Source organism: Blastopirellula marina (assembly GCF_002967715.1).
Taxonomy (GTDB): Bacteria; Planctomycetota; Planctomycetia; order Pirellulales; family Pirellulaceae; genus Bremerella; species Bremerella marina_B.
In genome coordinates, this window is sequence record NZ_PUIA01000037.1 from 368,858 (window position 1) to 394,571 (window position 25,714).

Annotated in this window: 15 protein-coding genes and 1 tRNA gene; 8 read left to right on the plus strand and 8 right to left on the minus strand. The window is 56.2% G+C overall.

The genetic code is table 11. The features are described 5' to 3' along the window. Positions 1-183: 183 nt before the first annotated feature. Complete coding sequence (gene dnaE, locus C5Y96_RS13450; RefSeq protein ID WP_199188697.1) at positions 184-3,723, minus strand: DNA polymerase III subunit alpha; 3,540 nt, start codon at positions 3,721-3,723, stop codon at positions 184-186. Positions 3,724-3,915: 192 nt separating this feature from the next. Next, on the minus strand, positions 3,916-4,674 hold the full coding sequence (locus C5Y96_RS13455) for an FHA domain-containing protein (RefSeq protein WP_233198950.1): 759 nt from the start codon (positions 4,672-4,674) through the stop codon (positions 3,916-3,918). Positions 4,675-4,813: 139 nt separating this feature from the next. On the opposite strand from C5Y96_RS13455, the gene C5Y96_RS13460 reads away from it, so the two are divergent. Then, positions 4,814-4,886: transfer RNA gene (locus tag C5Y96_RS13460), tRNA-Arg, on the plus strand. A gap of 61 nt (positions 4,887-4,947) precedes the next feature. On the opposite strand, the gene C5Y96_RS13465 is transcribed toward C5Y96_RS13460, so the two are convergent. From C5Y96_RS13465 to C5Y96_RS13480, 4 genes are all read right to left on the minus strand, one after another. Then, entirely contained in the window at positions 4,948-5,922 is a 975-nt protein-coding gene (locus C5Y96_RS13465; RefSeq protein ID WP_105354120.1) for an ABC transporter permease subunit, read from the minus strand. After that, positions 5,919-6,806, minus strand: coding sequence for an ABC transporter ATP-binding protein (locus tag C5Y96_RS13470; RefSeq protein ID WP_105354122.1), 888 nt, complete (start codon positions 6,804-6,806; stop codon positions 5,919-5,921). Before C5Y96_RS13470 ends, C5Y96_RS13465 begins: the two co-directional genes overlap by 4 nt. Before the next feature lie 152 nt (positions 6,807-6,958). Continuing rightward, positions 6,959-10,258, minus strand: coding sequence for a DUF1549 domain-containing protein (locus C5Y96_RS13475; RefSeq protein WP_105354125.1), 3,300 nt, complete (start codon positions 10,256-10,258; stop codon positions 6,959-6,961). Positions 10,259-10,294: 36 nt separating this feature from the next. After that, entirely contained in the window at positions 10,295-11,704 is a 1,410-nt protein-coding gene (locus C5Y96_RS13480; RefSeq protein ID WP_105354127.1) for a WD40 repeat domain-containing protein, read from the minus strand. Between the two features lie 252 nt (positions 11,705-11,956). Between C5Y96_RS13480 and queC the strand changes: the two genes are divergently transcribed. The 5 genes from queC to C5Y96_RS13505 all read left to right on the plus strand — a co-directional run bounded on the left by queC (position 11,957) and on the right by C5Y96_RS13505 (position 22,811). Then, a complete protein-coding gene (gene queC / locus C5Y96_RS13485; RefSeq protein WP_105354129.1) occupies positions 11,957-12,622 on the plus strand; it encodes a 7-cyano-7-deazaguanine synthase QueC in 666 nt (221 codons plus the stop codon). A 391-nt stretch (positions 12,623-13,013) separates the two neighbouring features. Further along, entirely contained in the window at positions 13,014-13,778 is a 765-nt protein-coding gene (locus tag C5Y96_RS13490; RefSeq protein WP_105354132.1) for a 4'-phosphopantetheinyl transferase family protein, read from the plus strand. A 49-nt stretch (positions 13,779-13,827) separates the two neighbouring features. Continuing rightward, positions 13,828-14,103, plus strand: a complete 276-nt coding sequence (locus C5Y96_RS13495) for an acyl carrier protein (RefSeq protein ID WP_105354134.1) — start codon at positions 13,828-13,830, stop codon at positions 14,101-14,103. 57 nt (positions 14,104-14,160) lie between these two features. Next, complete coding sequence (locus tag C5Y96_RS13500) at positions 14,161-21,864, plus strand: type I polyketide synthase (protein WP_105354137.1); 7,704 nt, start codon at positions 14,161-14,163, stop codon at positions 21,862-21,864. Between the two features lie 44 nt (positions 21,865-21,908). Then, complete coding sequence (locus tag C5Y96_RS13505) at positions 21,909-22,811, plus strand: DUF4261 domain-containing protein (protein WP_105354140.1); 903 nt, start codon at positions 21,909-21,911, stop codon at positions 22,809-22,811. Between the two features lies 1 nt (position 22,812). On the opposite strand, the gene C5Y96_RS13510 is transcribed toward C5Y96_RS13505, so the two are convergent. Both C5Y96_RS13510 and C5Y96_RS13515 read right to left on the minus strand, forming a co-directional pair. Beyond that, positions 22,813-23,121 carry a hypothetical protein gene (locus tag C5Y96_RS13510; protein ID WP_105354142.1) on the minus strand — a complete coding sequence of 103 codons (309 nt, stop codon included), beginning with the start codon at positions 23,119-23,121 and terminating at the stop codon, positions 22,813-22,815. A gap of 2 nt (positions 23,122-23,123) precedes the next feature. Beyond that, entirely contained in the window at positions 23,124-24,014 is an 891-nt protein-coding gene (locus C5Y96_RS13515; RefSeq protein ID WP_105354145.1) for a metallophosphoesterase, read from the minus strand. Positions 24,015-24,292: 278 nt separating this feature from the next. Here C5Y96_RS13515 and C5Y96_RS13520 point away from each other — a divergent pair, with 278 nt between their 5' ends. Both C5Y96_RS13520 and C5Y96_RS13525 read left to right on the plus strand, forming a co-directional pair. Next, a complete protein-coding gene (locus C5Y96_RS13520; RefSeq protein ID WP_146115655.1) occupies positions 24,293-25,168 on the plus strand; it encodes a hypothetical protein in 876 nt (291 codons plus the stop codon). A gap of 240 nt (positions 25,169-25,408) precedes the next feature. Next, positions 25,409-25,630, plus strand: a complete 222-nt coding sequence (locus C5Y96_RS13525; protein WP_105354149.1) for a hypothetical protein — start codon at positions 25,409-25,411, stop codon at positions 25,628-25,630. Positions 25,631-25,714 lie beyond the last annotated feature (84 nt).

Consider the following 25,714-nt stretch of genomic DNA (forward strand, 5'->3'; position numbering starts at 1 on the left):
GGCATACTGTCCCTGATTCCCTTGCACAATAAGGCAAGGGATATCAGTGATCTTAATTTGAGGGGATAGGAAAGGCAAGCAATTCGCGAAAAGAGGGTCGATTCATGTGCCGCGTCTGCCAATGCTCCCCGAAAAACCGGAACAATCGGTCTAAGTGATGGCCCTACAACTAGTTACAAATCGCTATGCGGAGTTCCTGACCCCTCCAGAAGCAGGGCGTCGTAGGAGAAGCTCAAAGTTGCCCTCGCCCAGAAGTTCATCAACACGGGTACGCATTTCCGGGGATAGGTCGACCCCTTTCTTACTTTTCAAGGCAACCTGACGGCCATCTTCCAGCACCAGCAACAGCTTTAGCTCGCAGTTGCCTGGATAGCCTCGCACGATTTCGACGAGAGTTTGGAGCTTTTCTTCACCGTGCTCTTGTTGGTCGATTCGAATCATCACCCCGCGCGCGTAGCGAGTTTCGACTTCTTCAATGGGAATCAACTCGTTGACGATCAAGTTCGCTTCATCGTCGCCACCTCGTCGATCGAGCCGACCGGAAATGATGTAGACGCCATCGGGTCGGAGGGCCTCGCCGACTTTGGCATAGTCTTCCGGCCAAAGGATGCAGCGGATGCCGCCGTCGACATCTTCCAGGTCGAAGTTGGCGTACTTGGTGTGCGTGCTGCCGGCGCGCGCCTTGCGAGTATGTGCCAGCTTGATCGATGCGACCATCCCGCCCATGGTGACTTCGGTCTTGTCTTTGATGCCAGCGAGACTTGCGGTGCTGTGGCTACAGCACATCTCGAATTTGCGTTTGTACTCGGCCAAAGGATGGCTCGACCAATAGAACCCAAGACACTCTTTCTCGTAGCCGAGTGTTTCTTTGTCTGGCCAAGGTGGTACGTCAGGAAGCACCACGGCTTTGGCCTCTTCGGCAGGATCTTCCACGGCGGCAAAGAGGTTCTTCTGCCCCGCCTTCTTGTCCGCGATGGCCGAAGCTCCCGACTGAATCGCTTTGTCCAAAGCGGTAACGTACTGGGCTCGATGTCCTCCGAGGCGATCGAACGCCCCAGCTTTTATTAACGTTTCGATGGCCGCTTTGCTGCACTGCGAAGGGTCGACGCGTTCGCAGAAATCGAAGATATCGGTGAACGGACCATCCTTTTCACGCGCCGCGACGATCGCTTCCGCCGCACCGCCGCCGCACCCTTTAATGGCACTTAAAGCGAAAACGATTTTGCCGTCTTTTACAGTGAATTCTTCATCAGAGTTGTTCACATCGGGCGGAGCAACTTCGATGTTCATGCGCTCGGCGTCTTCCATGTGTTCGACCAGGGCGTCCTTCGTTTTGAAGTTACGACCACTAATGTCGCCAGAAAGAAGCGCAGCCATGAACTCGATCGGGTAATGCGACTTGAGGTAGGCCGTTTGATAGGCAACCAGTGCGTAGGCCGTCGAGTGGCTCTTGTTAAAGCCGTAACCAGCAAACTTGACGATCATGTCCCAGAAATCCTGGGCTTCCTGTTTGGTGAGGCCTTTCTCTTGAGCACCCTCGAGGAACTGCTCGCGATTGGCCTGGATGATCGATTCTTTCTTCTTACTGATCGCTTTGATACATGTGTACGCTTTGGCCAGCGGAATCCCACCCAGGCGATTCAGAATACGCATCACCTGTTCCTGGTAGACCATCACACCGTTGGTCTCTTCCAGGACGTCCTTCAACACCTGGTGTTTGTAGGCTGCTTCCTTGCGACCGTGCTTCACCTCGATATAGTCGTCGACCATCCCGCCTTCGAGCGGACCTGGGCGGTAAAGGGCGTTGGTCGCGATAATATCGAGGAAGCTGTCCGGCTTCATTCGCTTCAGGAGATCGCGAATACCACCACTTTCCAGCTGAAACACCCCCTTCGTCTCACCTCGACGCAGTAGGTCGAATGTGTCCTTGTCGTCCAGGGGAAGTCGCAGGATATCGAGATCTTCTCCGCGCACCTTCTTGATCAGATCGATCGCGTTTCGCAGGATCGTCAAGTTGCGCAGACCGAGGAAGTCCATCTTCAACAGGCCGGCCGCTTCGACGTCGTTCATCGACCACTGGGTGATGATGTCGTCCTTGCCGGAAACGCGGCAGAGGGGAACGTACTCGGTTAGCGGTTCGTCCGCGATCACCACGGCCGCCGCGTGCGTACCGACGTTTCGTGCCAGCCCTTCGATCTTCATCGCCAGATCGAGCAGTTCCTTGATATCCGGGTTCGCGTTGTACGCCGACTGCATATCGGCGCTTTGGGCGAGCGCGTCCTTCAGCTTGATACCCAACTGATCGGGCACCATGCCGGTCACTTCGTTGACCATGTCCAACGGCAGACCCATCGCGCGGCCCACGTCTTTGATGGCTGCCCGGGCGGCAAGTGTACCGAACGTACCAATCTGGGCAACGTTCGCTTCGCCGTACTTCTCCTTCACATACTTGATAACCATCCCCCGACGTTCTTTGTCGAAGTCGATATCGATATCCGGGGCTTCCAGGCGGTTTTCATCCAGGAATCGCTCGAACAGCAAGTCGTACTTGATCGGGCAGACGTGGCTCATGTAAAGGGCATAGCACACAATCGCGCCCACACCGCTACCACGAGCCGTGGCCGGAATGTTCTGCTTGCGAGCCTCGACCACGAAGTCCCACACGATCAAGAAATAGTTAGGGAAGCCGAGGCGGCTGATCACGCCCAGTTCGCGGTCTAAGCGAGACATGACAACTTCGCTCAACTCGCCGCCAGGCAACATCTCTTCGTTGCCTTCGTAGCGTTCTTTGAGTCCTTGGATGCAAAGCTCGCGGAGGTAGTCGTCGGCCGTTTTGCCGTCGGGAATCTTAAAGGAGGGGAAGTGACGCTTGCCCAGTTCCAGGTCGATGTCGACGGTGTCGGCGATTTCCTGGCTTCGCGCGCAGGCATCTTCCAGCCCCGGAAAACTGGCGTACATGTCATCCGGGGTGCGAAGATAGAACTGGTCGTTCTCCATCTTCATGCGCGAGGCATCGGTGCGGAACTTGCCTGTGTTCACGCAAAGCAGGATATCCTGTGCCTCGGCATCACTCTGGTCGACATAGTGCGTATCGCTGGTGGCAACCAGGGGAAGGCCGAGCTTCCTGGCAACATCAACCGCGCCATCCAGTTGCATCTTCTGGATGTCGAGACCATTGTTCATGATCTCGATGAAGTAGCGATCGCCGAACAACTTTTGGAACCAGCCCGCCGTTTCTTCGGCTTCTTTGAGGACCTCTGCCGTGTTGGTCCCGTTCATGACAATCTTCGAGAACTCGCTGCTCACGCAGCCACTCAGGCAGATGATTCCTTCGTTGAATTTCTCGAGTAGTTCTTTATCGATACGCGGCTTGAAGTAGAACCCTTCCAGGTAAGCGGCCGAGGCCAGCTTCACCAGGTTCTTGAAGCCGGTCTTATTCTTGGCCAGCAGCGTCAGGTGGTAGTTCGAGCCGCGCATACCGCCTGATTTTTCCAAGCGGCTGCCAGGAGCGATGTAGGCCTCGTACCCGATGATCGGATTGATCTCGTTGTTCTTGCACGTGTTGTAGAACTGCAGCGCGCCGTGCAGGTTGCCGTGGTCGGTCAGGGCTAGCGCATTCATGCCGTGCTCTTTAGCACGCGTCACGAGCTTGGGAATTGGGCCCGCTCCATCCAAAAGACTGTAGTGCGAATGGCAATGCAAATGGACGAACGACTGGCTCATTCGGGTTCCGCTCCATGGACTGGGCTGCGCCTGTTGTAAGAAGCTCGCAGCGAGAAGACTCATCAACCAAATGATTCTATCAGGTTGACCAGGAATGAAAACCGAAACAGGTGCCTATTGCTGTAACTCGTAGAAGGGCTTCGCCTTCCTGTCACGACTACCAAGAGAGCCGATGAACTTCGAAGTTCACGCCTACTCTGGTTCACCAATACTGCGTAGTAGCATCGCGAGCCGTGATTGCAGATCCAAAAGGTTCTGCCATTCTCGCATTTCGAGCACGACGCTCTCGGTCCGTTCGTTGACCTCCACGCTGACTAGCAGGTGCCGGATGCGAATGTGGACGTAATCCATCAACTCGGCAAGTTGTGCGGCTTGGGCTGGACTCAAGCGTTCCGGCAGCTCAGGAGGTTGAAGCGAATAGATAGCGGCTTGCAGGTCGTCCTGCTGGGCGTTCCAGTTCAGCTCGAACTCGAGGGACGATTCCCCTTCGTGATCGTTGGGGCTGTGGGTTCGGTCGTCGTCGGGAAGATTCCCTTCCTTTTCTTCCTGCTGTTTCCGCAGGGCGGCCAGGCGAACGGCAATCTGCGACTCCGAGCCATAGATAATCACCGATCGGCCGACCTGGATCATGTCTCCGTGGCGGAGAATGCGGAGGTGGATATCCTCGCCGTTGACGCGGGTACCGTTGGTGCTTTCCAGGTCGGTCAGAACGATTTTGTTGTGGTCTTCCTGAATTTTCAGGTGGAACCGGCTAACACGATCATCCTTAAGCTGAAGGGTGTTCCCTTCCTCGCGACCGATGGACACTGGGGTCTCTAGCCCCTCATATACCGCCCCCCGGTCGGCACCGTCGATGATCCGCAACGTGATGTAGGCCATAAACTTGTGGATTTCTGCTCGGGAAGCGATGAGGTGTCTGGGCAGCTGGCTGCCGTTAATATTATGCAGCACGAGCGACTATTTCGCGAGTAGTGCGCAAAACAGCAGAGAATAGGCCACTTGGCGAACCTGAGTCACGTAAGAACTGTCCGATGCGGTAGTTGCGGCCAGATGGCAAAATGGTATCATCACTCAATTGCTGAAAACGCAAGCGGGAGTAGCTCAATGGATAGAGCATCGGTCTTCGGAACCGAGGGTTGGGGGTTCGAGTCCCTCCTCCCGTGCTTTGCATAAGCCACGTGAATCATCGCGTGGCTTTTTTCATGCGCCGGGAATGATTGGCGATTAGACCGGAGCCGGCAAATCGCGTCGGCAGAAGATCCAGGTCGCACCGGCAAACCCGGCGAGTCCTCCGCCTGCGAGAAACGTCAGGTATGCCAATCCGCCCAGTTTCCAATCTTCCTGCGACTTCTGAAAGAAGAAGCTCCATGCGCCGTCTTTCGTATGGACGGCATAGCTGACCAGAACTTCCGGTTCATACAACGAAAAGATAGTCGTGTATCGCAGCCAGGTCATGTCTTCCATCGATAGCGACAAGACGCGGAGCATCAACTGAATGATGAGAAATGCAGCCGCAATAGCGATCGTTCGCCAGCGGTACTGATCCCACGAAGACATCAGTGTCGTAAACCCTGCGAAGAAGATACCCAGGCCCATTAAGTTCAGCGCCGAGGGGAACATGTCTTCCTTCTCGACAAAATTGGCAAGGGGAACACGCGTTGGCGCGTTCGGATCTTGCGTGAAGGGCACCTCGACCTGGATCTTCACCAGGGGGATCTGCATCTTGATCGGCTTTTGTTCGATTTTTACCGTTGTCGTCTGAATGCCACAGGCCAGCCCTGCGTAGGCACTCGCGGCAATGATCATAGTGCCCAGCAAGGTCACCAGGTTCTTACTCATCAAGTATTGGAAGCGGCTGATCGGCTGCGACAGCATCATCTCCATGGTCCCTTTTCCCAAGGGACCGCTGACCGTATCGCTTCCTCGGGCAATGCCCCATACGACGATCAACAGAATGACCATCGGCTCGGTAAACGTAAAGCCAACACGGCCGGGATAGGTGAGTGCTTGCTCGAAGTCGATGGATGAGAAGTTCTCGAACTCAGGACGCAATATCTCGAGAATGCCTTGGAAGCGGCTCATGTCGATCCGCCCGACAATCCAGACCCGTACCCAGCAGAACGCGAACAGCGCGATCGAACAACCGAGCATCAGCAGACGCGACTCACGCCAGACTTGCCGTAACATGGCCAGGTTCATGCCGCGTGCTCGCTTACTGGTGCGTGGAATCGATCGTATACCTCGCGAAGCCCCATTCGCGTGACCTTCAAATCGCTCGACGGCAACTGGGTGATCCAGGCCATCACGTCACGGAGTTCCCCTTCGGTTTCCAGTTGAACCGTATGCCCCTCTTGTCGGGCTGAGATAACGCGATCTCTAATTGCCACTGGGACACGTGGCAGCGGATGGGGCAACTGAAACACGACGGAATGCCGCCTGGCCAGATCTTTCAGGCACTGATCGTGAACGACCTTTCCCTGCCGCATGATGATTGCCCGATCGCAGATGTCTTCGATCTCGGAAAGGACATGCGAGCAAATGACGACCGTTCGGCCTGACTTGTGGGCCTGACCGATCATGCGGATCACTTCACCACGAACGTTGGGATCAAGACTGGTGGTGGGTTCGTCCATGATCAGCATCGGAGCATCCGTCGCCAGGGCAATCGAAAGTCCCAACTTTTGCCGCATCCCGGTGCTCATGTAGCCAACGCGTCGCGACGTATCGAGTTCCAGCCGCTTGGCCGTAGCGTAAGATCGTTCTCGACTACCGCGTGGGTGGATATCGGCGAAGAAATCGAGAACTTGCTTTCCCTTCATTTCGCCGAACAAACGGACATCGCCTGGTAGATAAGAGACGAGGCTATGGACCGCTTTCTTAGACTTTTGACAATCGTATTCCCCGATTTCGGCATGGCCATGGGTTGGGCGAAGGAAGCCCATCAAGATGCGGAAAAGGGTCGATTTACCAGCTCCATTGGGGCCGAGCACACCGCAGCACTCCCCCTGGGCAACCTCGATGTTGGCGTGATCGAGGGCCAAAAAGCTACCGTATCGTTTTGTTAAATCGTATGTCTTCAGCATGGGCGCGAGCGGGGCTACACCGTTAGTACCGCTGGAAACCGAAAAAGGTTTTCAGGAATTAACCGCGCCGATTTTGGCAGACTGCCAGCACTGAAGATAGAGGAGCACCATGCCCCCTTCCTCTGAGTGGGAAGAGGGCTGGGCCTCTTTTGTTAGCGATTAAACAGAAAAGCGGGACTGTTGATCAGTGCCCAGGCCAAGTCTTGCAGGCCGGCCAGCCGTCGATTTTCATCGAGCGATTTGGCCTGGTTCAGCTTGGCTTCCAGGTCCTTCAGCAAAGCATCCCCAGCAATATACATCGAAACCAGCTTCTGTTTTTCTTCCTCACTTCGCTGGTCGGCTGGCTTGGCGATGATTTGCTGGATGTCGGCCGGCAGGTTGTTTTCCAGTCGAACGGGTCGTTCGCTGGAAGTTGCCGACAGCCGAAATCGCCCTAAAAGATGCGTACTGTCTTGATACTGCTGGTTCATCCGCACGACGAGCTTGGCACCTTCGGGAATGGTGACGTCTCCGTCGACTTCAAACAATGCGGTATGCTTTTCGCCAAAACGGGGACTGACGGCCCAACCGCTTCCAACGTTGCCGTCGACCGCACCTCGTACATCCCAATTGTCTTGAGAGAACGTCGCTTCCGCCCGATGGAAGGAGACCTCGGGGCCTTCGTTCCCATCGGCAAGTCGAACCTGGGCTTTCAATTCGCTTAGTACGAAGTTGCCGTTTGGGGAGCGGCCTGGTCCCTTGGAGGGCAAGGAATCGTCCGGAATAGCTTCCAGCCGCAGTCCGGTCAGAGGGCCGGCAGCGATCTGGTAGATCACTTCATATTCATCCTTGGTAAGCGGTCCGGTTGCCAGGATTGACTCGTCCTCTTTCTTCTCGAACTTCACGCCAGCCGTGGAGGTTCCTTCAAGCATGGAAAGAGGTGTCCAACTGGCGATGCGTCCGAGCGAAGCCTCCCACTGCGGCATTTTGGCCATCAAGTTCTGGCGATGTTCGTCCAATGCTTTCTGGGCAACTTCCAGGTCAGGCGTTGGTTCGTTCATGAGTTCTACGCCCAACTTTACTTCCTCATCGCTGGCATGCCGGCCGAGAAAACGCAGGAAGACCTCGTCGATCAACGCTCGATCGTCGGTGACTTCCGTCGCGAGCTTCGCCAAGGCGTTGTTCTTGTCGGCAATGGCATTACTGATCACAGGGCCGTTGACCAGTTTCATCACCGGGCCAAGCATCACGCCGGTGGCTCGTTCGCATTCGCACGAGCTCTCGCGAGCCGGTTTGCCGAAGTCATCCAGGAATGGAATATTTACGTCGGTACCCGGCAACTGAGCTGCGCGGAATCCGCTGGGAAGCTGCGGCAAGTTGTAGTTGCTGCCGGTAACCTGGTGGATCGAATCGAACAGCACTTCCGCCGGCAGTCGTCGTGGCATTGCGTGCGAGAAGTTGATGGAGTCGTCTTCGTTCCATTTGTTGGTGGCAATCGCTTGCTGATAGGTTCGCGATTTGCAGATTTCGCGGACGATTTGCCGCGTGTTAAAACCACTGTCGATAAAGCTTTGCGTTAGTGCTTCCAGCAGCATGGGGTTCGTGGGCGGGTTACCTGCCCGGATGTCGTCGATGGGCTCAATGATGCCTCGTCCCAGTAAATATCCCCACATGCGATTAACGTAGCTGGATGCGAAATACTGGTTGGATGGGTCGGTCAGCCACTCGGCCAGTTCTTCGCGACGGGTTCCGTCATCGACCACCAGATCGGACTGATAGGGGAACTCCGGCGGAGTCACCTTGCCGGTAAGTAGGTGCTTCACTTCACCGCTACCAGTGTCGTAGATCACTTCCACGAGCGGCGTTGCTCCTTCCACGGCTGAACCGCCGATACGCTGTCCGGCAAAACGCTTGTCTTCTTTTCGTCCGATCTGGGCGAAGAAAGCCGAAAGGTTGTAGTACTGATTCTGCGTCCAACGTTCGAATGGATGGTCGTGGCATTTGTTGCAGTTGAAGCGAACAGCCAGGAACAACTGCGTGGTGTTTTCCATGGTGTCTTCAGGGGTGCGCAAAATCTTATAGTAGGCGCTGGCCGGGTGATCGATCGTCGAGCCGGAAGCGGTCAAGATCTCGTATACCATCTGATCGTATGGTTTGTTGGACGCGATCGAATCCTTGATCCAGTTTCGTAGCGCATGCACGCCAGGATCGCCAAGATACTTTTGATTGACCTGCAGCAGATCGCACCACTTGTTGGTCCAGTATTCGACGTAAGGTCCGCTGCCGATCAACTGATCGATCAACGCATCGCGTTTTTCCTGGGAAGGACGCTTGTCGTCCAGGAATGCCCGGGACTGATCGGCGGTCGGCGGAAGACCTGTCAGGTCGAGATAAACGCGGCGAACGAACTGGTCGTCGGTACATAGGCCAGAAGACTGCACGTTCACACGCTGCAGCTTTTCATCGACCAGCTTGTCGATGTAGTTGTGCTGCGGCTGTTGGGCCCACTCGAAGCCCGTTCGATCGCCCATCACGGTGACCGTGGTGGCATCGTATGCGCCATCGTAACGGGCCAGCACAGGGGCTTCACCGCGGCGCAGAAGCTTTAGCACCCCGTTCTGATCGGCCGTAGCGACTTCGATGTCACCACTTTCAATAAATGCGTCGGCGGTGACGTCGATAACCTTCCCATCGGTCAGCGTGGCATAGATGGCAAACTGCTGCGACATACCAGGCAATGGCACGGTAGGATTGGCAGGGTAAATCTTGATCTTCTCGACCTTGGGCGAATCGAGATTCAACTGCACGCCGCCAGCGATCCAATTCTTGAGGATCTCGTATCGACGTTCGCCTGGCTTAGTCAATTGGCCGCCGACGTGAGGAACCGCGCCAGATGTCTTGAGCAGCATCAAGCTTTGATCGGGTACTGCTCGATTGAAGCGGCGACCGGCAATGTCGTCGACCAGCGCTCGATGATCGTAGGTCGGATCGTAGCCGCGAAGCGACAGTTTGAAGCCATTCTTGCCATCTTTCGCACCGTGGCAGGTTCCCTGGTTGCAGCCCATTTTGCTCATCGCTGGCGTGACGTCGCGAATGAAGTCGGCTTCGTAGGCTGCGTGGGAATCTTTTACCTCAACCGGGATTTTCAGTTCTTGCCCCTCAACCTGGAAAACAAGTTCGCCGACGGCATCGCTGCTCGGGGTGACTAGGCCATACGGCGTGATGCTAACGGCGTCCCAGTTGTCGGTACGCTGGGCACTGCGCGTTAGATCGACCTGTTCGCCGCTCTCAAGCTCGGCCGTAATCAAGATCTGTGCGTAGGCGAAAGGTCCCACGAGCGAAACCTTTTCGGGAAAGGCGACGATTCGTTGGATGTTCTTGCCAGGCGGAATTTTGTTGTTCGCATCTTCTGCCAGCCCTACGGTCGCAACACCGAAAAGTACGAGACATGCGAGGATGGTTTTGAGATTCATCGAACGAAATCCTATCGGGAAAAATCGCAGACGCGACTATTGATTCGAGGCCGTTTGCGTCGTGATCGGCACAGCGGGAAACTGCTTCAACTGCTTGCCTGTTTCCAGGTCGTACAGGAGCACTTCTCCGTCGAACCCAACAACCGCAATTCGTTTGTTATCGGGGGAAATGCTAATCGAATAGACCGCATGTAGCGGGCCTTCCAGTTCCAGTACTTTCTTGCCGTCGGCAACGTTAAACACGTGCACGTGTCCCACGCCGTCCAGGCTGCTACAGGCAACCGCTTTGGCGGCGTCAGACGTGAATGCCACGTCGTAAATGCGACCAGGCATCTCGGGGAAATCTTTGATTTTATTGAAGTCGTCACCAATCTTACGGGCCTTCTCGCGGAACAGGCGATAGATTTTGGGGACCCCGTCCGCTCCACCGATCAGAACCTGGTCTTCGTCAGGGTGGCGGGCAACCGCGTTGATCCCTCCCTTCAAAGCACCGGGAGTGATGCTGGTGACATTGTCGACAAAACGCTGCGTCTTTACTTCGTACAGCTTCACGGCCATATCGCGACTGACCGAAACCAAGTGGCTACCATCTTTCGAGAAGACGGTGTCCAGCGCCCAGTCTTCATGGGCACCATTGAAGAAGACTTGTTTTCCGCTGCTCGCCTCGAAGGCGCGAACCGACTTATCTCCGCAGCCGATCGCGATCAACTTGCCATCGGGGGACCAGCTTGCACCGTAGACGTTGTCGTACGATACGGGAACCGAATATGCCAGCTTCTGATCGGCCACATTCCAGACTTGCAGTTCGCCTAGTCGACCAGGGGAACCGCCTGCGACAGCCAACTGGGTACCATCCGGGGAGAACGCCAGCGACTCGATTCGTTCCGACATGCCGACCAGGCGGCCGGCGATTCCACTACCATCGGCTTTCTGCAGCAGAACTTCGTGATAACCAGAAACGGCCAACAGGCTTCCATCTGGCGAAAAGGCCACGCCGGTAAGCACCGGTGGACGGACGTAACTGGGGGGATGCTCGGCGTCGTATTTCTCCTTCGCTGAATCGGGCGTATCGTCTTTGGCTCCCTGGAGGATCCAGTTCAGGATGATCTTCCGATCTGATTCGGCAAGTGGCGGCTTGCCTTTGGGCATCTCGGCTTTGCCGTCTGCGGGTGTAATCAATTCGATCAGCGAGCTTGCCGCCGGATCGCCAGCCACGACAGCGGCCGAGCCTGATTCACCACCACTTAGCAGCGACTGGTGATCGGTCATCAGGTAATCCCCTCCCCGTTTCGCTGGTTGGTGGCAACCTTGGCAGTTGCCCTGGAATATGGGGCGCACGTCGCGGTAGTAGCTGACTTGATCAGTGGAATCAGTAGCCGCTTCTTCCGCCATGGCGAACGCCGGGGAAAGAAGCAGAATGGCCAGCCATAGACGAAAAACAGGCATGGGGCACCTGGAAGGTTTCTCGGTGAGGATCTGTCGGGAAAAGGAAGGGTCGTCGACAAGGAGTTGTCGGGAAGGAAAGAGGTTGCAAATAACGTTCTACAACCTTCACTCAAGTGTAATGGAACGTTTGCCCGATTTGCAAGTTTATTTGTTTGGAAGCCGCAGGGCCTTCGTTGCTTTGCACCCAGGTCCCTGGGCGCTAGACTGAAGCACAGCAGTTCAGCGCAGTCAGGTACGTTCGAGGTAGTGAAGATGGCGAAGGTTGTGGCAGTCGTTTCTGGTGGTATGGATTCGGCAACGCTCCTCTATCACATGTTGGATGCCGGGCATCAGTGTTGGGCCATTTCGGTTGATTATGGTCAGCGGCACGTGAAAGAACTCGATTATGCCCGGCAGCTATGTGAAGGGGTGAACGTTCCACACCAGATAGCGGACCTTTCCGCAATCAACCCGATTTTCGGCAATAACAGCCTTTCGGGGCGCGAAATGGAAGTGCCGGAAGGGCACTATGCTGAAGAAAGCATGAAGCAGACCGTGGTTCCGAATCGGAACATGATTCTGCTTTCGGTCGCGATTGCCTGGGCGGCTAGTAATAAGTGTGCGGCAGTGGCCTATGGGGCCCACAGCGGCGATCATGCCATCTATCCTGATTGCCGTCCCGAGTTTGCCGACGCGATGGATGTAGCCGCTCGGCTTTGCGATTGGAACCCGATCGAATTGTGGCGTCCTTTTGTTCATATGGACAAGGGAGAGATCGCAAAACGTGGCGTGCAGCTGGGTGTTCCCTATGAAAAGACATGGACCTGCTACAAGGGGCTCGAGAAGCACTGCGGCAAGTGTGGTGCCTGCGTTGAACGAAAAGAGGCCTTTTCTGCGCACAATCTGATCGATCCAACTAATTACTCTGATTCGACTTAGCCGATATCGTATGTCGTCCTCGGGAATCTTGGCAACCCGCCCCTGCTAGCGTCGATAATTCCGTAGTGCCCTTGCGCCGGATCCCCTCTGCGGAGGTGTCTTGTGCCAAGATGGGGGATTGGCGCAGGACTTGCGGCTGGCCAATATTTATTCCAGTTTGCCTATTTGTCCCCGGTGGCGAAAATTTCCACAGTACATTTAGAGGTGAACTCCCACCACTTTAATGGTCGTCAGATCGTTTCGTTTGGTCAGCACTGCGAAGGTTTTGGGGTTCTGATGATTAGTTGCACTTGGTTGGAAACAATGGCCGAGTGACCCCAAATTGGTCGAAGTCGTCCTATAGCGAATTTCCGATTGATCATTACCCCACCCCCTAACGGGCCCACCACGAATGATTCAACTTTCCACGAAGCCGTTTCCCCTGCCGCGTCCGATGCGTCAGCTGGAGATCGCTCAAACGGAACTGCACCTGTGGCGGATTTCGCTTGAGGAAGGTCTGTCGGGCGTCGATCAACTGCATAAGCAGCTTTCCGAAGCCGAACAGCTGCGGGCCTCGAAGTTCTTTCGCGAAAACCAGGCTCAGCAATTCGTCGTATTTCACGCCGCTCTGCGGGATATTTTGTCCCGCTACTTAGATGTCGATCCGGCGGAAATCACCTATGAAGCTGGCGAATTTGGCAAACCGAACATCATTCAGGGCCAGGCAGGCCAAATCCGCTTCAATTTGACCCACTCTGAAGAGCTGGCAGTAGTTGCCGTTTCGCTGGGAGCGGAAGTTGGGGTCGACATCGAACGTATCCGCAAAGTCCGCAGTTTTGCCAGTATGCTCGAGCGATGCCTTTCCGACTCGGAACGCAAAGACATCTGTGCCTACCAGGAAGCGGATCGATTCCACCAGTTTCTTCGGTTCTGGACCCACAAAGAGGCCTATTTGAAGACCATCGGGGTCGGGCTGCGTGCCCCCCTGGATCGCTTAACGCTTGATCTTCAGGCCCCGGAGTCGCGCAAGGTCGTAAACCATTTCGACTTCTTTCCCCAGGCTCCAACCGTTCGGTTGATGGAACTTGCGCCATGTGAAGGGTTTGTAGGGGCTGTTGGGTCGACTCATGAAGACTCGCCAGAGATCAAAACGTTCGGTTGGGTCAGTGGTCGATAAGGCGGATAATGGGTAAACTGTTGTGTTACCCTTAGCCACGAGGTGCTCAATGACAGCCGAGCCATCCGGACCTTCCGGCGATGCGCCTAAGTCCGCGGAAGAAATCCAAGACTGGATTATCGATTATCTTGCCAAAGAGTTGGACACGAACCCCAACTCCATTGACCCTAGCGCCACCTTCGATTCCTTCGCCCTCGACTCGGCCACGGCCATCGGGATGACGGGCGATATGGAAAACTGGCTCGGGAAACGGATTGATCCGACGATCGTTTACGATTACCCGACGATCGAAGAGTTCTCCAGCTACCTGGCGGGCGAGAAGTAAAGCCCCCATCGCCCGGAGTCTGCCTGCTTTCATTCACCTGCGACGGAAGCCTTTTCGATGCAGCCAAAACATGAACCGATTGCCGTTATCGGAATCGGTTGTCGTCTGCCCGGGGCTGATAGCCCGGAAGCTTTCTGGAATTTGCTGATCGAAGGTCGGGACGCCATTGGCGAAGTGCCCCCAGACCGCTGGGATGTCGACCGACTGTACGACCCCGAACCAGCAACCCCCGGCAAGATGTATACCCGGCGGGGTGGTTTCTTAAGCAATGTGGCGGACTTCGATCCGACCCTCTTCGGCATCAGTGGCCGCGAAGCCGAAAAGATGGACCCCCAGCAGCGATTGTTGTTGGAGGTGACCTGGGAAGCTTTCGAGAATGCCGGCATCCCTGTCAAGTCGCTCGGCAACAGCGCGACTGGTGTTTACGTCGGTATCAGCAACAGCGACTATGCACGGCTTCTGTTCCGAGGGCTCGATTCCCTAAGTGCGTACAGCGCCACCGGAACCAGCTTGTCGATCGCTGCCAATCGATTGAGCTACCTGTTTAACTTTCGTGGGCCAAGCATCGCCGTCGATACGGCCTGCTCGTCCTCTTTGGTTTCGGCTCACCTGGCTTGCCAGGGCCTGCAGTCAGGCGAAACTGATTTGGCGGTTGCCGCCGGTGTTAACTTGATCCTGACTCCGGAAGGAACAATCACCTTCTGTCAGGCACGCATGATGGCCCCTGACGGACGCTGCAAGACGTTCGATGCCAGTGCCGATGGCTATGTCCGCGGCGAAGGGTGTGGTGCCGTTATTCTGAAACGTCTGCGTGATGCCGAGCGCGACGGGGATCGTGTTCTCGCCGTCATCCATGGTACGGCGGTCAATCAAGACGGTCTCACCAACGGCCTGACCGCGCCGAATGGTCCGTCTCAGCAGGAAGTGCTGAAAGCGGCCTTAGATAATGCTCAGCTTGAGCCGCAAGCGATCGAATTGATTGAAGCTCACGGTACCGGTACTTCGCTGGGAGATCCAATCGAAGTCCGCAGCCTGAAGAACGTCTTGGGCATGGGACGCGATGCCCAGCATCCGCTGCGGTTGGGAAGCGTCAAAACCAATATCGGCCACTTGGAATCGGCTGCGGGGATCGCCGGCCTGTTAAAGCTTGTGCTTTCATTGAGCAAGGGGCAGATTCCGCCTCATTTGAATTTCGAAACACTCAACCCGTACATCGACCTGAGCGGTGCCCAGGTCGAGATCGTCACCGAGGCCAAGTCGTGGAATAGCGTGGCCGGCAGTCGTCTGGCCGGCGTAAGCGCGTTCGGGTTCGGCGGAACGAATTGTCACGTTATTATCGGTGACTACGTTTCCAAGGAAGCCAAAACTCAAGCGACATCCCAGAAAGATCGCCCCCGCCACATCATTCCACTTTCGACGCAAACGTACGACGGCCTGCCGCTGCTGGCCGAGCGTTACCTGGAAGAGCTGGAAGTCGAATCGATTTCGCTGGCAGACTTCGCCCATAGCGTGGCCGTTGGTCGCTCGACCCTCGATGCCAGGGCATTCGTCAATGCCACCGACAAGCAAGAAGCGATGGCATCGCTGCACAAGCTGGTCGAAAAAGGAGCGAAAGACGCAACCGATGGCCAACCGGTTCGTCGCCGCAACAAAGTGGTCTTCCTGTTCACCGGCCAGGGGTCGCAGTATGCTGGCATGGGATGCGAACTCTACCAGTCTCACCCGGTCTACCGCGAGGCAATCGACCGCTGCGCTGCCGAACTCAAGAAGTACGACGTGCCGCTGTTGGATGTGCTGTTCGCCGAATCTGACAGCGACACGATTCATCAGACGGCCATGTCGCAGCCAACGTTGTTTGCCACTGAGTATGCCTTGTACCAGCTTTGGAAGTCGTGGGGCATTACGCCGAGCATGGCGATTGGCCATAGTGTCGGCGAGTACGTCGCCGCGTGCGTTGCCGGTGTCTTCTCGCTGGAAGATGCGCTAAAGCTGATCGCACTGCGCGGCAAGTTGATGCAAAGCTTGCCGACTGGCGGCGCAATGCTGGCCGTTTCGGCAGGAGCCGATCGTGTTGAAACGCTCCTCAATGGACATGCCGGCCAGGTAGGTATCGCCGCGGTCAACAGCCCACAGCAGACGGTTCTCAGCGGTGCGGCGGAAGCGATCGATCAAGTTGCCGAGCTATGCCAGACCGAAGGCATTCGTGCGACGCGTCTGACGGTCTCGCATGCGTTTCATTCGAAGTTGATGGACCCGATTCTCGACGAATTCGAGCAAGCCGTTTCTTCCATAGAGCTGAAGCCGGCCGCGTTTCCGATTGCCGCGAACTTGACCGGTGAACTGTCGAAGGATGCGTTCACCAAGCCGCAGTATTGGCGTCAACATCTGCGTGAGGCCGTTCGTTTTGCCGATGGCATCCAGGCCATCGCGGTAAAGGGAGGCAACGTCTTTGTCGAAGTCGGCCCGCAACCAGTTCTCTCGGGATTGGGCCGCGTAAGTGTGCCTGGCAAAGAGAACGCCTGGCTCCCGAGCTTGCGTAGTGGGCGAGACGATTGGCAGATGATGCTTAACTCGCTGGGCGAGTTGTTCGAGATTGGTGTTGCAATCGATTGGCAAGCGTTTGACGCCCCGTATGCTCGAAAACGGATTGACCTGCCCACCTATCCGTTTGTGCGGAGCCGGTTCTGGGCACCCGATACGATGCCGGTATCCAGCGGCGAAGACTTCGGCACTGGTACCGGGCTGATGCCTGCCCGCACTTCGCATCCTCTCTTAGGTGTGAAGATTCCGACAGCAACCGAAGAGGTGCTCTTTCAAGCGAATCTAGCACCTGGATTTCCAGCGTATCTGAACGATCATCAACTGTTCGGTAACCCCGTCTTTCCGGCGACCGGCTATATCGAATTGGCCCTCGGTGCGGCTAGTGCACACTTTGAAGAGGGACAGTATGCCGTCGAGCAGTTGCAAGTTCAGCAGCCACTGGTCTTCGAGCAGCAGCATTCCAAGACAGTTCAGATTGTCCTCACGCCAGAAGAGTTCGGCTACGCTTCTTTCCGGATTCTCAGCGCCGAGACTTCGGAAAGCGACGATACGATCTGGAAACTGCACGCCGCAGGCAAGATCGCTCCCGCTGCGGCTCGTCCTGAGAAGGCTGACCTCCAGGAAGCATTTTTCCGGATGGAAAAGCAGGTCGAGGTTGCCGAGTTTTATGCCGGTGCAAAACAAAGCGGCTTGCAGTATGGTCATGCCTTCCAGGGGATCAAACAGCTAGGTAATGGGGAGGATGAAGCGTTAGCCGAGGTTGCTCTCCCCACCGAGCTTCAAAGCGATGCGCGCAACTACCGTCTGCATCCGGCATTGCTTGATGCCTGTTTCCAAACGGTCGGCAGTTTGCTGGCGGACGAACTGACGCCAGGCACGACGTTCATCCCCATTGGTGTCGGCAGCGTGACCTGCTTCGAGGCGCACTCGCCGCAGCGGGTTGCTTGCTGGTCGAAGGTCGTGGGACGCAAGCCGGGGCGAATGCCGCAGGTCGAAGCAGACATTGTGCTGGCCAACGAAGAAGGGGAAGTCCTGGCCGAAGTGCGCGGTTTGAAGCTGGCACGTCTCGCCAAGATCGACCTGCAGAAGCGTTTGGTTGCTGACGTCGATCGCTGGTACCACGAGGTTAAATGGCTCGAAACGCCGCGGATTGGTAGCCCGCTGACTGTCGATGAGAAGGAAGAATCGGTTTGGCTCATCTTCGGCGATGGCCGTCCGATGACCGAGTATCTCGTCGAGCAGTTGGAGCAACGCAAGCAGAAGGTGCTTCAAGTGTTCCCCGGCACCGAGCTCGAGTTTGGCGAAGTCGATGCCATGCTCGATCCGGCCGAACCTTCCGAGTTCGTCGAACTGCTCCAGTCGCTTAAGCTTTCCGATACACGGAAGCTGCGCGGGGTGATCTACCTGTGGGCACAACAGGATTTGTCCGGCAAAGCGAACGAGTCGATGGTCGATCATGCCCTGGGCTGCCAAGGGCTGCTGCACGTTGCCCAGGCCTTGGGACAGCAAGAGGATCAGGCCCCGCGGCTCTATGTGGTCACGCTTGGTGCCCAACGCATTTACCCGGGCGACAAGATTGGCCATCCGCTGGAAGCCGCCACGTGGGGTCTGGCTGGTGTGATTTCCAACGAACTGCCGAAGCTTAATTGCACACGAGTCGATGTCGATGCTGCCGACCGCGATACGGCTGGCCGTCTGTTTGGCGAGATCTGGGTGCCAGACTCGGAAACGGAAATTGCGTTGCGGGGCGAGAAACGATTTTCGTCGCGACTGATGCCGATGCGACTAGCGGCCGATGGCGAGTTGACGATTCCTGAACAGCCCTATCAGTTGGGCCTGAAGAAGTTCGGCATGCTGACCAATCTGGAATTGGTTCCCAAGCCGCGCATCGAACCAGGCGAGACCGAAGTTGAGATAGCGGTTAAAGCGTCGGGACTCAACTTCCGCGATGTGCTCCGTGCGCTTGGGATGCTGCAGGAATACGAGAAAGAGATCGGCATTCTTACTGAAGCGGACGTTACCTTCGGCTTCGAGTGCAGTGGTGTCGTCACTGCCGTCGGCAACAAGGTGAAGGACCTGAGCGTCGGCGACGAGGTTATCGCGCTTTCCACGGCAAGCATGACTAGCCATTTGCTGGTCGATCAAAACTACGTGGCCAAGAAGCCGAGCAGTCAGACGTTTGACGAAGCGGCGACAATTCCGCTTGCGTTCCTGACCGCACACTACGGCTTGGTACGACTGGCCAAGCTTCGCAAAGGAGAACGAGTTCTCATTCATGCCGCAGCTGGTGGCGTGGGGCAAGCTGCGGTTGCGATTGCACAAGCGGTCGGTGCCGAGATCTACGCGACCGCCAGCAAAGGGAAATGGGACTTCCTGCATTCGCTGGGGATCAAGCATGTTTACGACTCGCGGACGACCCTCTTCAGTGATCAGATCCTGGAAGCGACGGCCGGCGAAGGGGTTGATGTTGTCCTCAATAGCTTGAACCAGGAATTCATTCCCAAGAGTGTCGAGTGCCTGGCAAAGGATGGCCGTTTTGTCGAGATCGGCAAGATCGGTGTCTGGACGCCTGAGCAGTTTGCGGAAGTGCGACCCGGTGCTACTTACTTCCCGTTTGATCTTGGGGACGAAGAACGCAAGTCGCCTGGCCTAATCGCGGCGATGCTGGCAGAACTGTTGCCGCAGTTCGAGTCGCATAAGTTGACTCCCCTTCCCTTCCAGGCCTATCGCATCGAAGACGCTGTTGAAGCGTTTCGCTTTATGCAGCAGGCCAAGCACCTGGGTAAGGTTGTGCTGCAGATGACGCCACCAACTGGCGAGCGTCCGTTGATTCGCGGTAATGCCACCTATCTGATCACCGGCGGAACCGGGGCGATTGGGTTAGAGCTTGCTCAATGGTTGATCGAGCAGGGGGCTAAGAGCATTGTGCTTACCAGTCGCAGCGGCAAGGCCGACGATGCGACTGCCGAGCGGATCGCAGGCTGGGAAAGTGAAGGAGCTACGGTCACCATTTCGACCATGGATGCCGCCAGGGCCGATCAAGTGGCGGCTGTGCTCGCATTCATCAAAACAGAACTTCCACCCTTGGCAGGCGTTTTCCACGCTGCCGGTGTGCTGGACGACGCAACGATCGCGCAGCAGTCGTGGGATCGGTTTGCCAAGGTACTGCCGGCTAAGGTGGATGGTTCGTGGTACTTGCATCAGCAAACACGCGAACTGCCGTTGGATTACTTCGTTTGCTTCTCGTCGATCGCCGCGATGATTGGTTCGCCTGGGCAAGCCAATTATGCCGCAGCGAACGCGTTTATGGACGCCCTGTGCGCCGGTCGCTGTTCCGAGGGGCTGACCGGCCTGAGCATCAACTGGGGGCCATGGAGCGGCGGTGGCATGGCCAAGTCGGCCGATGCCCGAAGACTCGCTGGAATTGGTTTAGGCATGATCGCTCCGCAGCAAGGTTTGCTGGCCTTGGAAGAGCTTCTGCCGACGCGTTACGCCGACGTGGGTGTGTTTCCGGTCGACTGGTCGAAGTTCCTCAAGCAGTTTGGTCGCAACAAGCATCCGCGTCTCTTGGACGAACTCGCCAAGATTCATCGGCAAGAACGCGTCGTTGGCGCGGCCACCGGCGGGGCGCTTCGCGATCGTTTGGGGGCAGCGGATGACGACAAGCGAGCCGCGATGATTGGCGATTATGTAGCCGATCAGGCCGCCAAGACGCTTGGTATTAGTGCTTCGCAGTTGGATCGCGCCAAGCCATTGGCCGAAATGGGACTCGATTCGCTGATGGGGATCGAACTGAAGAACGCGATCGAAGCCGAGCTTGAGATCGACATTCCGGTCGAGGAGTTCTCGCAAGATACCACCGTTACCAGCCTGGCGACCGCCGTGGCGAACCTGGTAGGAGTCGAAGGAGATTTCACATCGAGCGGCGGTGGCGAAGTTTCGGCACCAGCGGCGAAGGAAAAGCCTGCCCGTGCCCTGGAAGATATTCCCGCGTCCGACTTCCAGACCGACCAGTTCCCTGAAGTGATCGAGCTACAAGAGCGTATCGCGCGGTTTGCTCGGATGGGGATGGAAAGCCCTTACTTCGACGTCCACGAAGGAACCACGCGGGATACGGCCATCATTGGCGGTCGCGAGTTCATTTGCTTCAGTAGTTACAACTATGTCGGCAGCAGCGGCGATCCGGAAGTTACCGCCGCCGCCAAGGCCGCGATCGATCAATTCGGTACCAGCGTTTCCGCCAGTCGTGTGGTCTCGGGCGAAAAGACGATTCATGGCGAGCTGGAACGCAAGATTGCCCAGTTCCTGGGTACTGAGAGTTCGGTTTGTTTCGTCGGTGGTCACTCGACCAACGAAACCACGATCGGCCACCTGATGAACCCAGGCGACCTGATTCTGCACGACGAACTGGCCCACAACAGCCTGGTGCAAGGGTGTATCCTTTCGGGCGCTCAGCGCCGTGCTTTTCCGCACAACGATACGGCTGCCTGCGAGCGGATGCTGGCCGAGATGCGGGGTAAGTACCGCCGGGCCGTGATTGTGGTCGAGGGTGTCTACAGCATGGACGGCGACTACTGCGACTTGCCTAAGCTGGTCGAGATCAAGGAAAAGCACAAGGCAATGCTCTTCGTCGACGAGGCCCACTCGATCGGCACGATGGGCAAAACAGGCCGAGGTATTTGCGAGCACTACGGCATCCCAGGCTCGCGCATCGATTTCCTGATGGCTACGCTCAGCAAGTCTCTGGGTAGCTGCGGCGGCTACATCGCCGGCAAGAAGACGATGATCGAGTACCTCAAGTACACGGCCCCTGGCTTTGTGTTCAGCGTGGGGATGCCCCCGTCGAACGCGGCCGCGGCGTTGGCATCGTTCGAGCGAATCGAGAAGCACCCCGAAGTGGTCGCCAAGTGCATGAGCAATTCTCGTTTGTTCCTTAAGCTGGCCAAGGAAAGAGGACTCGATACGGGGCTCAGCAACAATACGCCGGTCGTTCCGGTGATCACCGGTAACTCGCTGCTGGCCTTGCGGCTGTCGCGAGCCTTGTACGCTCGCGGTTACAACGTGCAGCCGATTATGTACCCCGCGGTGGAAGAGAAAGCGGCGCGTCTGCGGTTCTTCATCACCAGTTGCCACAGCGAAGAACAAATTCGCCAAACGGTTGACGCGACGGCCGAAGAGCTGGAAAAATTGAAAGCCGAATCGAACGACGCGGTGAAATAGGTGACCCGCGCGGCTCGCTTGGTGTACGAAAGAGGGACCGTCAGGTGGCAATCGCAACTCCAACTCAAACCGTGGCACTGTTGACCAAGCGGTGCCTGACGATGGATGAATTGGAAAGCCACCTGAACAACAACGGCATTAAGTGTTATCAGGAAGATGGCATCGAGTCGGATGGGACTCTATATAAGTTTCTAAGGACAGGATTGCGCGGGCAGGGACCTGATCTGTGGATCAATGTTCATCATGCTCGTTGGCCAGAAGTAATCGAACCTCACATAGGAACTTGGGGCGATCACACTTTCACAGATGGCTTGAAGCGGGCCGTTCAATTTCAGGTGAATTGGAAAGACGCTGCCAAGGCCGTTCAAGAGCATCAAGCCGTTGTGCTCGTTCAACGGTTTCAATCACCGGCCGATCTGTGTTCGCCAACTGAGCAGATGGCGATTGCCGTTGAGCTCGCGAGGGTGAGTCTCGCTATCGGAGCGATGCCTGAAGTCGTTGCCTACTTCTGTCCAGGCGGTGAAGTTCTGCTCCCCATTGCCATGCTCGACGAGATTCTACCGGCGAGCAAGCTTACGGGAATTCCACCGCTTGATCTGTTTACTAATCTGCGATTGTCATGGCTGGATGATCGCTGGGTGATTTTCGAAACGATTGGCAATGCTCAGTTGGGTTTGCCTGATTTCGAGGTCTACGCCGATAGTCAACAGCACGACTTGAATGAAATCGCTGCCTGGCTGCGGCGTTGGAGTTTGCAGCATTTCCAGGCCGAGAAAGCGCTCCAAGATGGATCGGTTGCCAGTGGCCCAGGTGGCGCAAGCTTCGACGTGATCTATGCCAAGGATGCCCTCTTGGCTCCTAAACGGTTAGTGATTCGATTGATCGCCCAGGATGAAGCCAAGATGCCAGGCGGTCTACCGGCACGACTTCGTATCGATCGAGCGTAGGCTAATCGGCCGAGTTGCGATTCTTTCGCTGGGATTGCTTTTCCCAGTAACGCAACAGTTCTTTGCCAATGCTCAGGATGGTCAGCAGTAGCATCGGGGCTGCCAGGGTGACGAACATGAAGCTGAAACGATTGGAGAGGACACCTTCTTTGGAGTCGTTCAGCATGTAGTGTCCCATGACGAAGAGCACGCTCAGCAGGAAGGTGGCCAGCATGATCGAACCGATGCCAAAGCGTGGTCGCCACGGACCTTTCGGCTGCGGTTGATGGGCTTCGGGAGTGTCGTCGTCAAAAAGGGGATCGTCGCCCATTTTTAGGACATGGCTGCCAAGATAGGATCGTGGAGAGAATGAATTCGATTCAGCAGATCTTCCTGAGTCAGGTCATTGGACATCGGGATCATAAGATACTTGCCCAGTCGGCTGCAACAGTCGAGCACGATCTGCCGTGAATTGGGGGAAGCGAATCCATACTGGCATGGTTCGTGGCCGGTAATGAAGAGCTCGACCCCCAACTGCTCGGCCAGGTAGTCGACATTCTCTTGGCGGAAGTCACGCCCCCACACCAGGCGATGCAGTGAGCCACCACAACTTCGATCGTGACAGGTGAGTTCCCGGTCGAAGATCGAGGTATCGAATGGCTCTTCGTCGCACTGCTTGGGCAGGCTATGGGTGACCATGATCTGATCCCCAATCCGGATCGCGATGGGAAGGCTCGCCAGAAACTCCAACTGGGCGGACCGGACCATTGGCACGGCATCGCCGTACATTTGTCCCATACCACAGCGGAACATCAGGTTGAGCATCTTGCCCGCTTTCATGATCGGAAAGTCGGTCAGTTCGGCCAGTTCATGGTTGGAGATGAGAAAGTGCACTTGGTTCGGGAAGCGAATCACCAGTTGAGCGATATCTTCGAGCATCAGGTGAGACATGCACCCGCCCGCTTTGGGATAGGTCGGTCCCCCATGGCACACTTCCTGAAATACCAAGTGCCGACGTGGATTACTCTCTAGATCGGCGATATGGAGGATCTGGCGGAAGTTGGTGCGGTTGCCGTGCAGGTCGGCCGTTACCATCACATCATCGGTGTTCGATGTATCCAGGTAGACGACATTGCCTCGCCGAAGCGAAGACTCCCGCAAGATTTGCCCGGCTTTTCGGTAAGACTCAACCGTGTTTTGGGCCACGCTGGCGGCGACAGTCATAGGCTTTGATGCAAGCAATAGAAAGGAATCAGAAAACACTGGCGATGTTTTATTGTTGCCAGTCAGCCCCTTCGAGGCAAACCTTATTCGTTTAATGGCCGATTGTATGGATTATTTGGACGGCGATGGCCGGGTGAATGCCTGGTCAGGAAGTTTCTCTCATATTTTCCTGAATTGGTGCCCGGTTCCCTATGGGAATGGGACCTATACTTCCAGTGAACTCTTCACCTTTTCTCATTGCGTTCAGAAGTCCGATGAACTCCGATCGTCGAAATTCGATGCGATTTTCCGTCGCTCCCTCGCGGGTCAAAGCCCAGCTGAGGGTAGGTAAAGATACCTACAAGGCGGAGTTATTGGACGAATCGATGGCTGGGTTTGCTGTCGCTGTCGAAATCCCACGACGCAAACTCGGAGAACAAGGTTTTGTCTGCGAGTCGGATTGCCCTTTATTCGGGGAAATCGCCCGACTGACGGTATCTGGGCATAGTGAATATGAAGTCCAGATCATCAGTATTGTGCCTCGGGAGGATGATTCCGCCTCGGCCACCAAATCACGTGTCAGCTTGCGTTTGGGTACGCGAGTGGTGCGAGAGATCTACGGAGAGGACCGAAACTCGGTCGGACGAAATCTCCGCCTGGTGGCAGCCATGGGGCTTGCCATCCTCTTCTCGCTTTACTGTACGGCCCAGTCCTTTTCAGGGCATCTGGCCTCGATGGTTCCGACAACGGAACTGGCCTGGGGTGACATGCTAGAGCAGTGGAAGATTCTGGGCTCGGGTGAACGTTCTTGGCGGAAGGAGATCGCCCATGCCACCAGCCATGGTTATGTCGTACCGAACACTCCGGAAATGACAGAGCTCATCGAGTTTTCCAAGGCGTTGCCTACTCTGCATCGTGTAGAAAAGGTAATGCTTTTCCAGCAGGACAGTCAGTTTCTACAGCAACTCAATTTGACGGCCGAGCAAACGCTGGCTGTTCGCAAAATCGCCATGGAAGCAGCCGCTGCCATGGAGCAACTGTGGATGCAGCTCAAGCACGAGCACCAGGCGTTCGAACAGCAACTGGGCATCCTCCTGGTCGAGCTAGAAACTCGCATTCTCGCCAATTTGAGCTCCACCCAGGCCAAAATGTGGATGCACGCCCAGTTCGGCTAAGCTCCGCTAGCACTGGAACATTTCTGACGGCTGAACCCTGAATTCTGTAACGGCTGGTAGGGATTGACCTGATTTGTTCAATTTTCCCGGATCTTAGGCCGATCAATCCTAGTGGACTTGCCTGGTAGAGACACTTGGCGAGCGATAGATTTCGGCACGAGGCTCCTGCACCTTCGCGCTGAAATGAATGACCCCCAAACGACCCAACGCCGTGCCCGCAAACGCGCGAGGAAATTCAACATGAATCGCTTGTTCTTCATTCTGGCAGCCGTATGCCTTCTGGCGGGAAGTGGCTGCTGCCATCATATCGGGGCGAGCCCCTGCAATAACCCGACCAGCGTAAGTGCTCCGCCACCGGCCGTTCAAGGCGGTCCTGGTTCGGCCCAAGTCACCTATCCGTATTACACCACACGCGGGCCGCGCGACTTCCTGGATCCGGCTCCGTTCGATATCGGATACTAAGCGTTCGTCGCAATTTGGAACACGAAGACGCGAGTGCCGCCCATCAGATTCTTCTGGGGGCGGCACTTTTTTGCGCGCTCATGG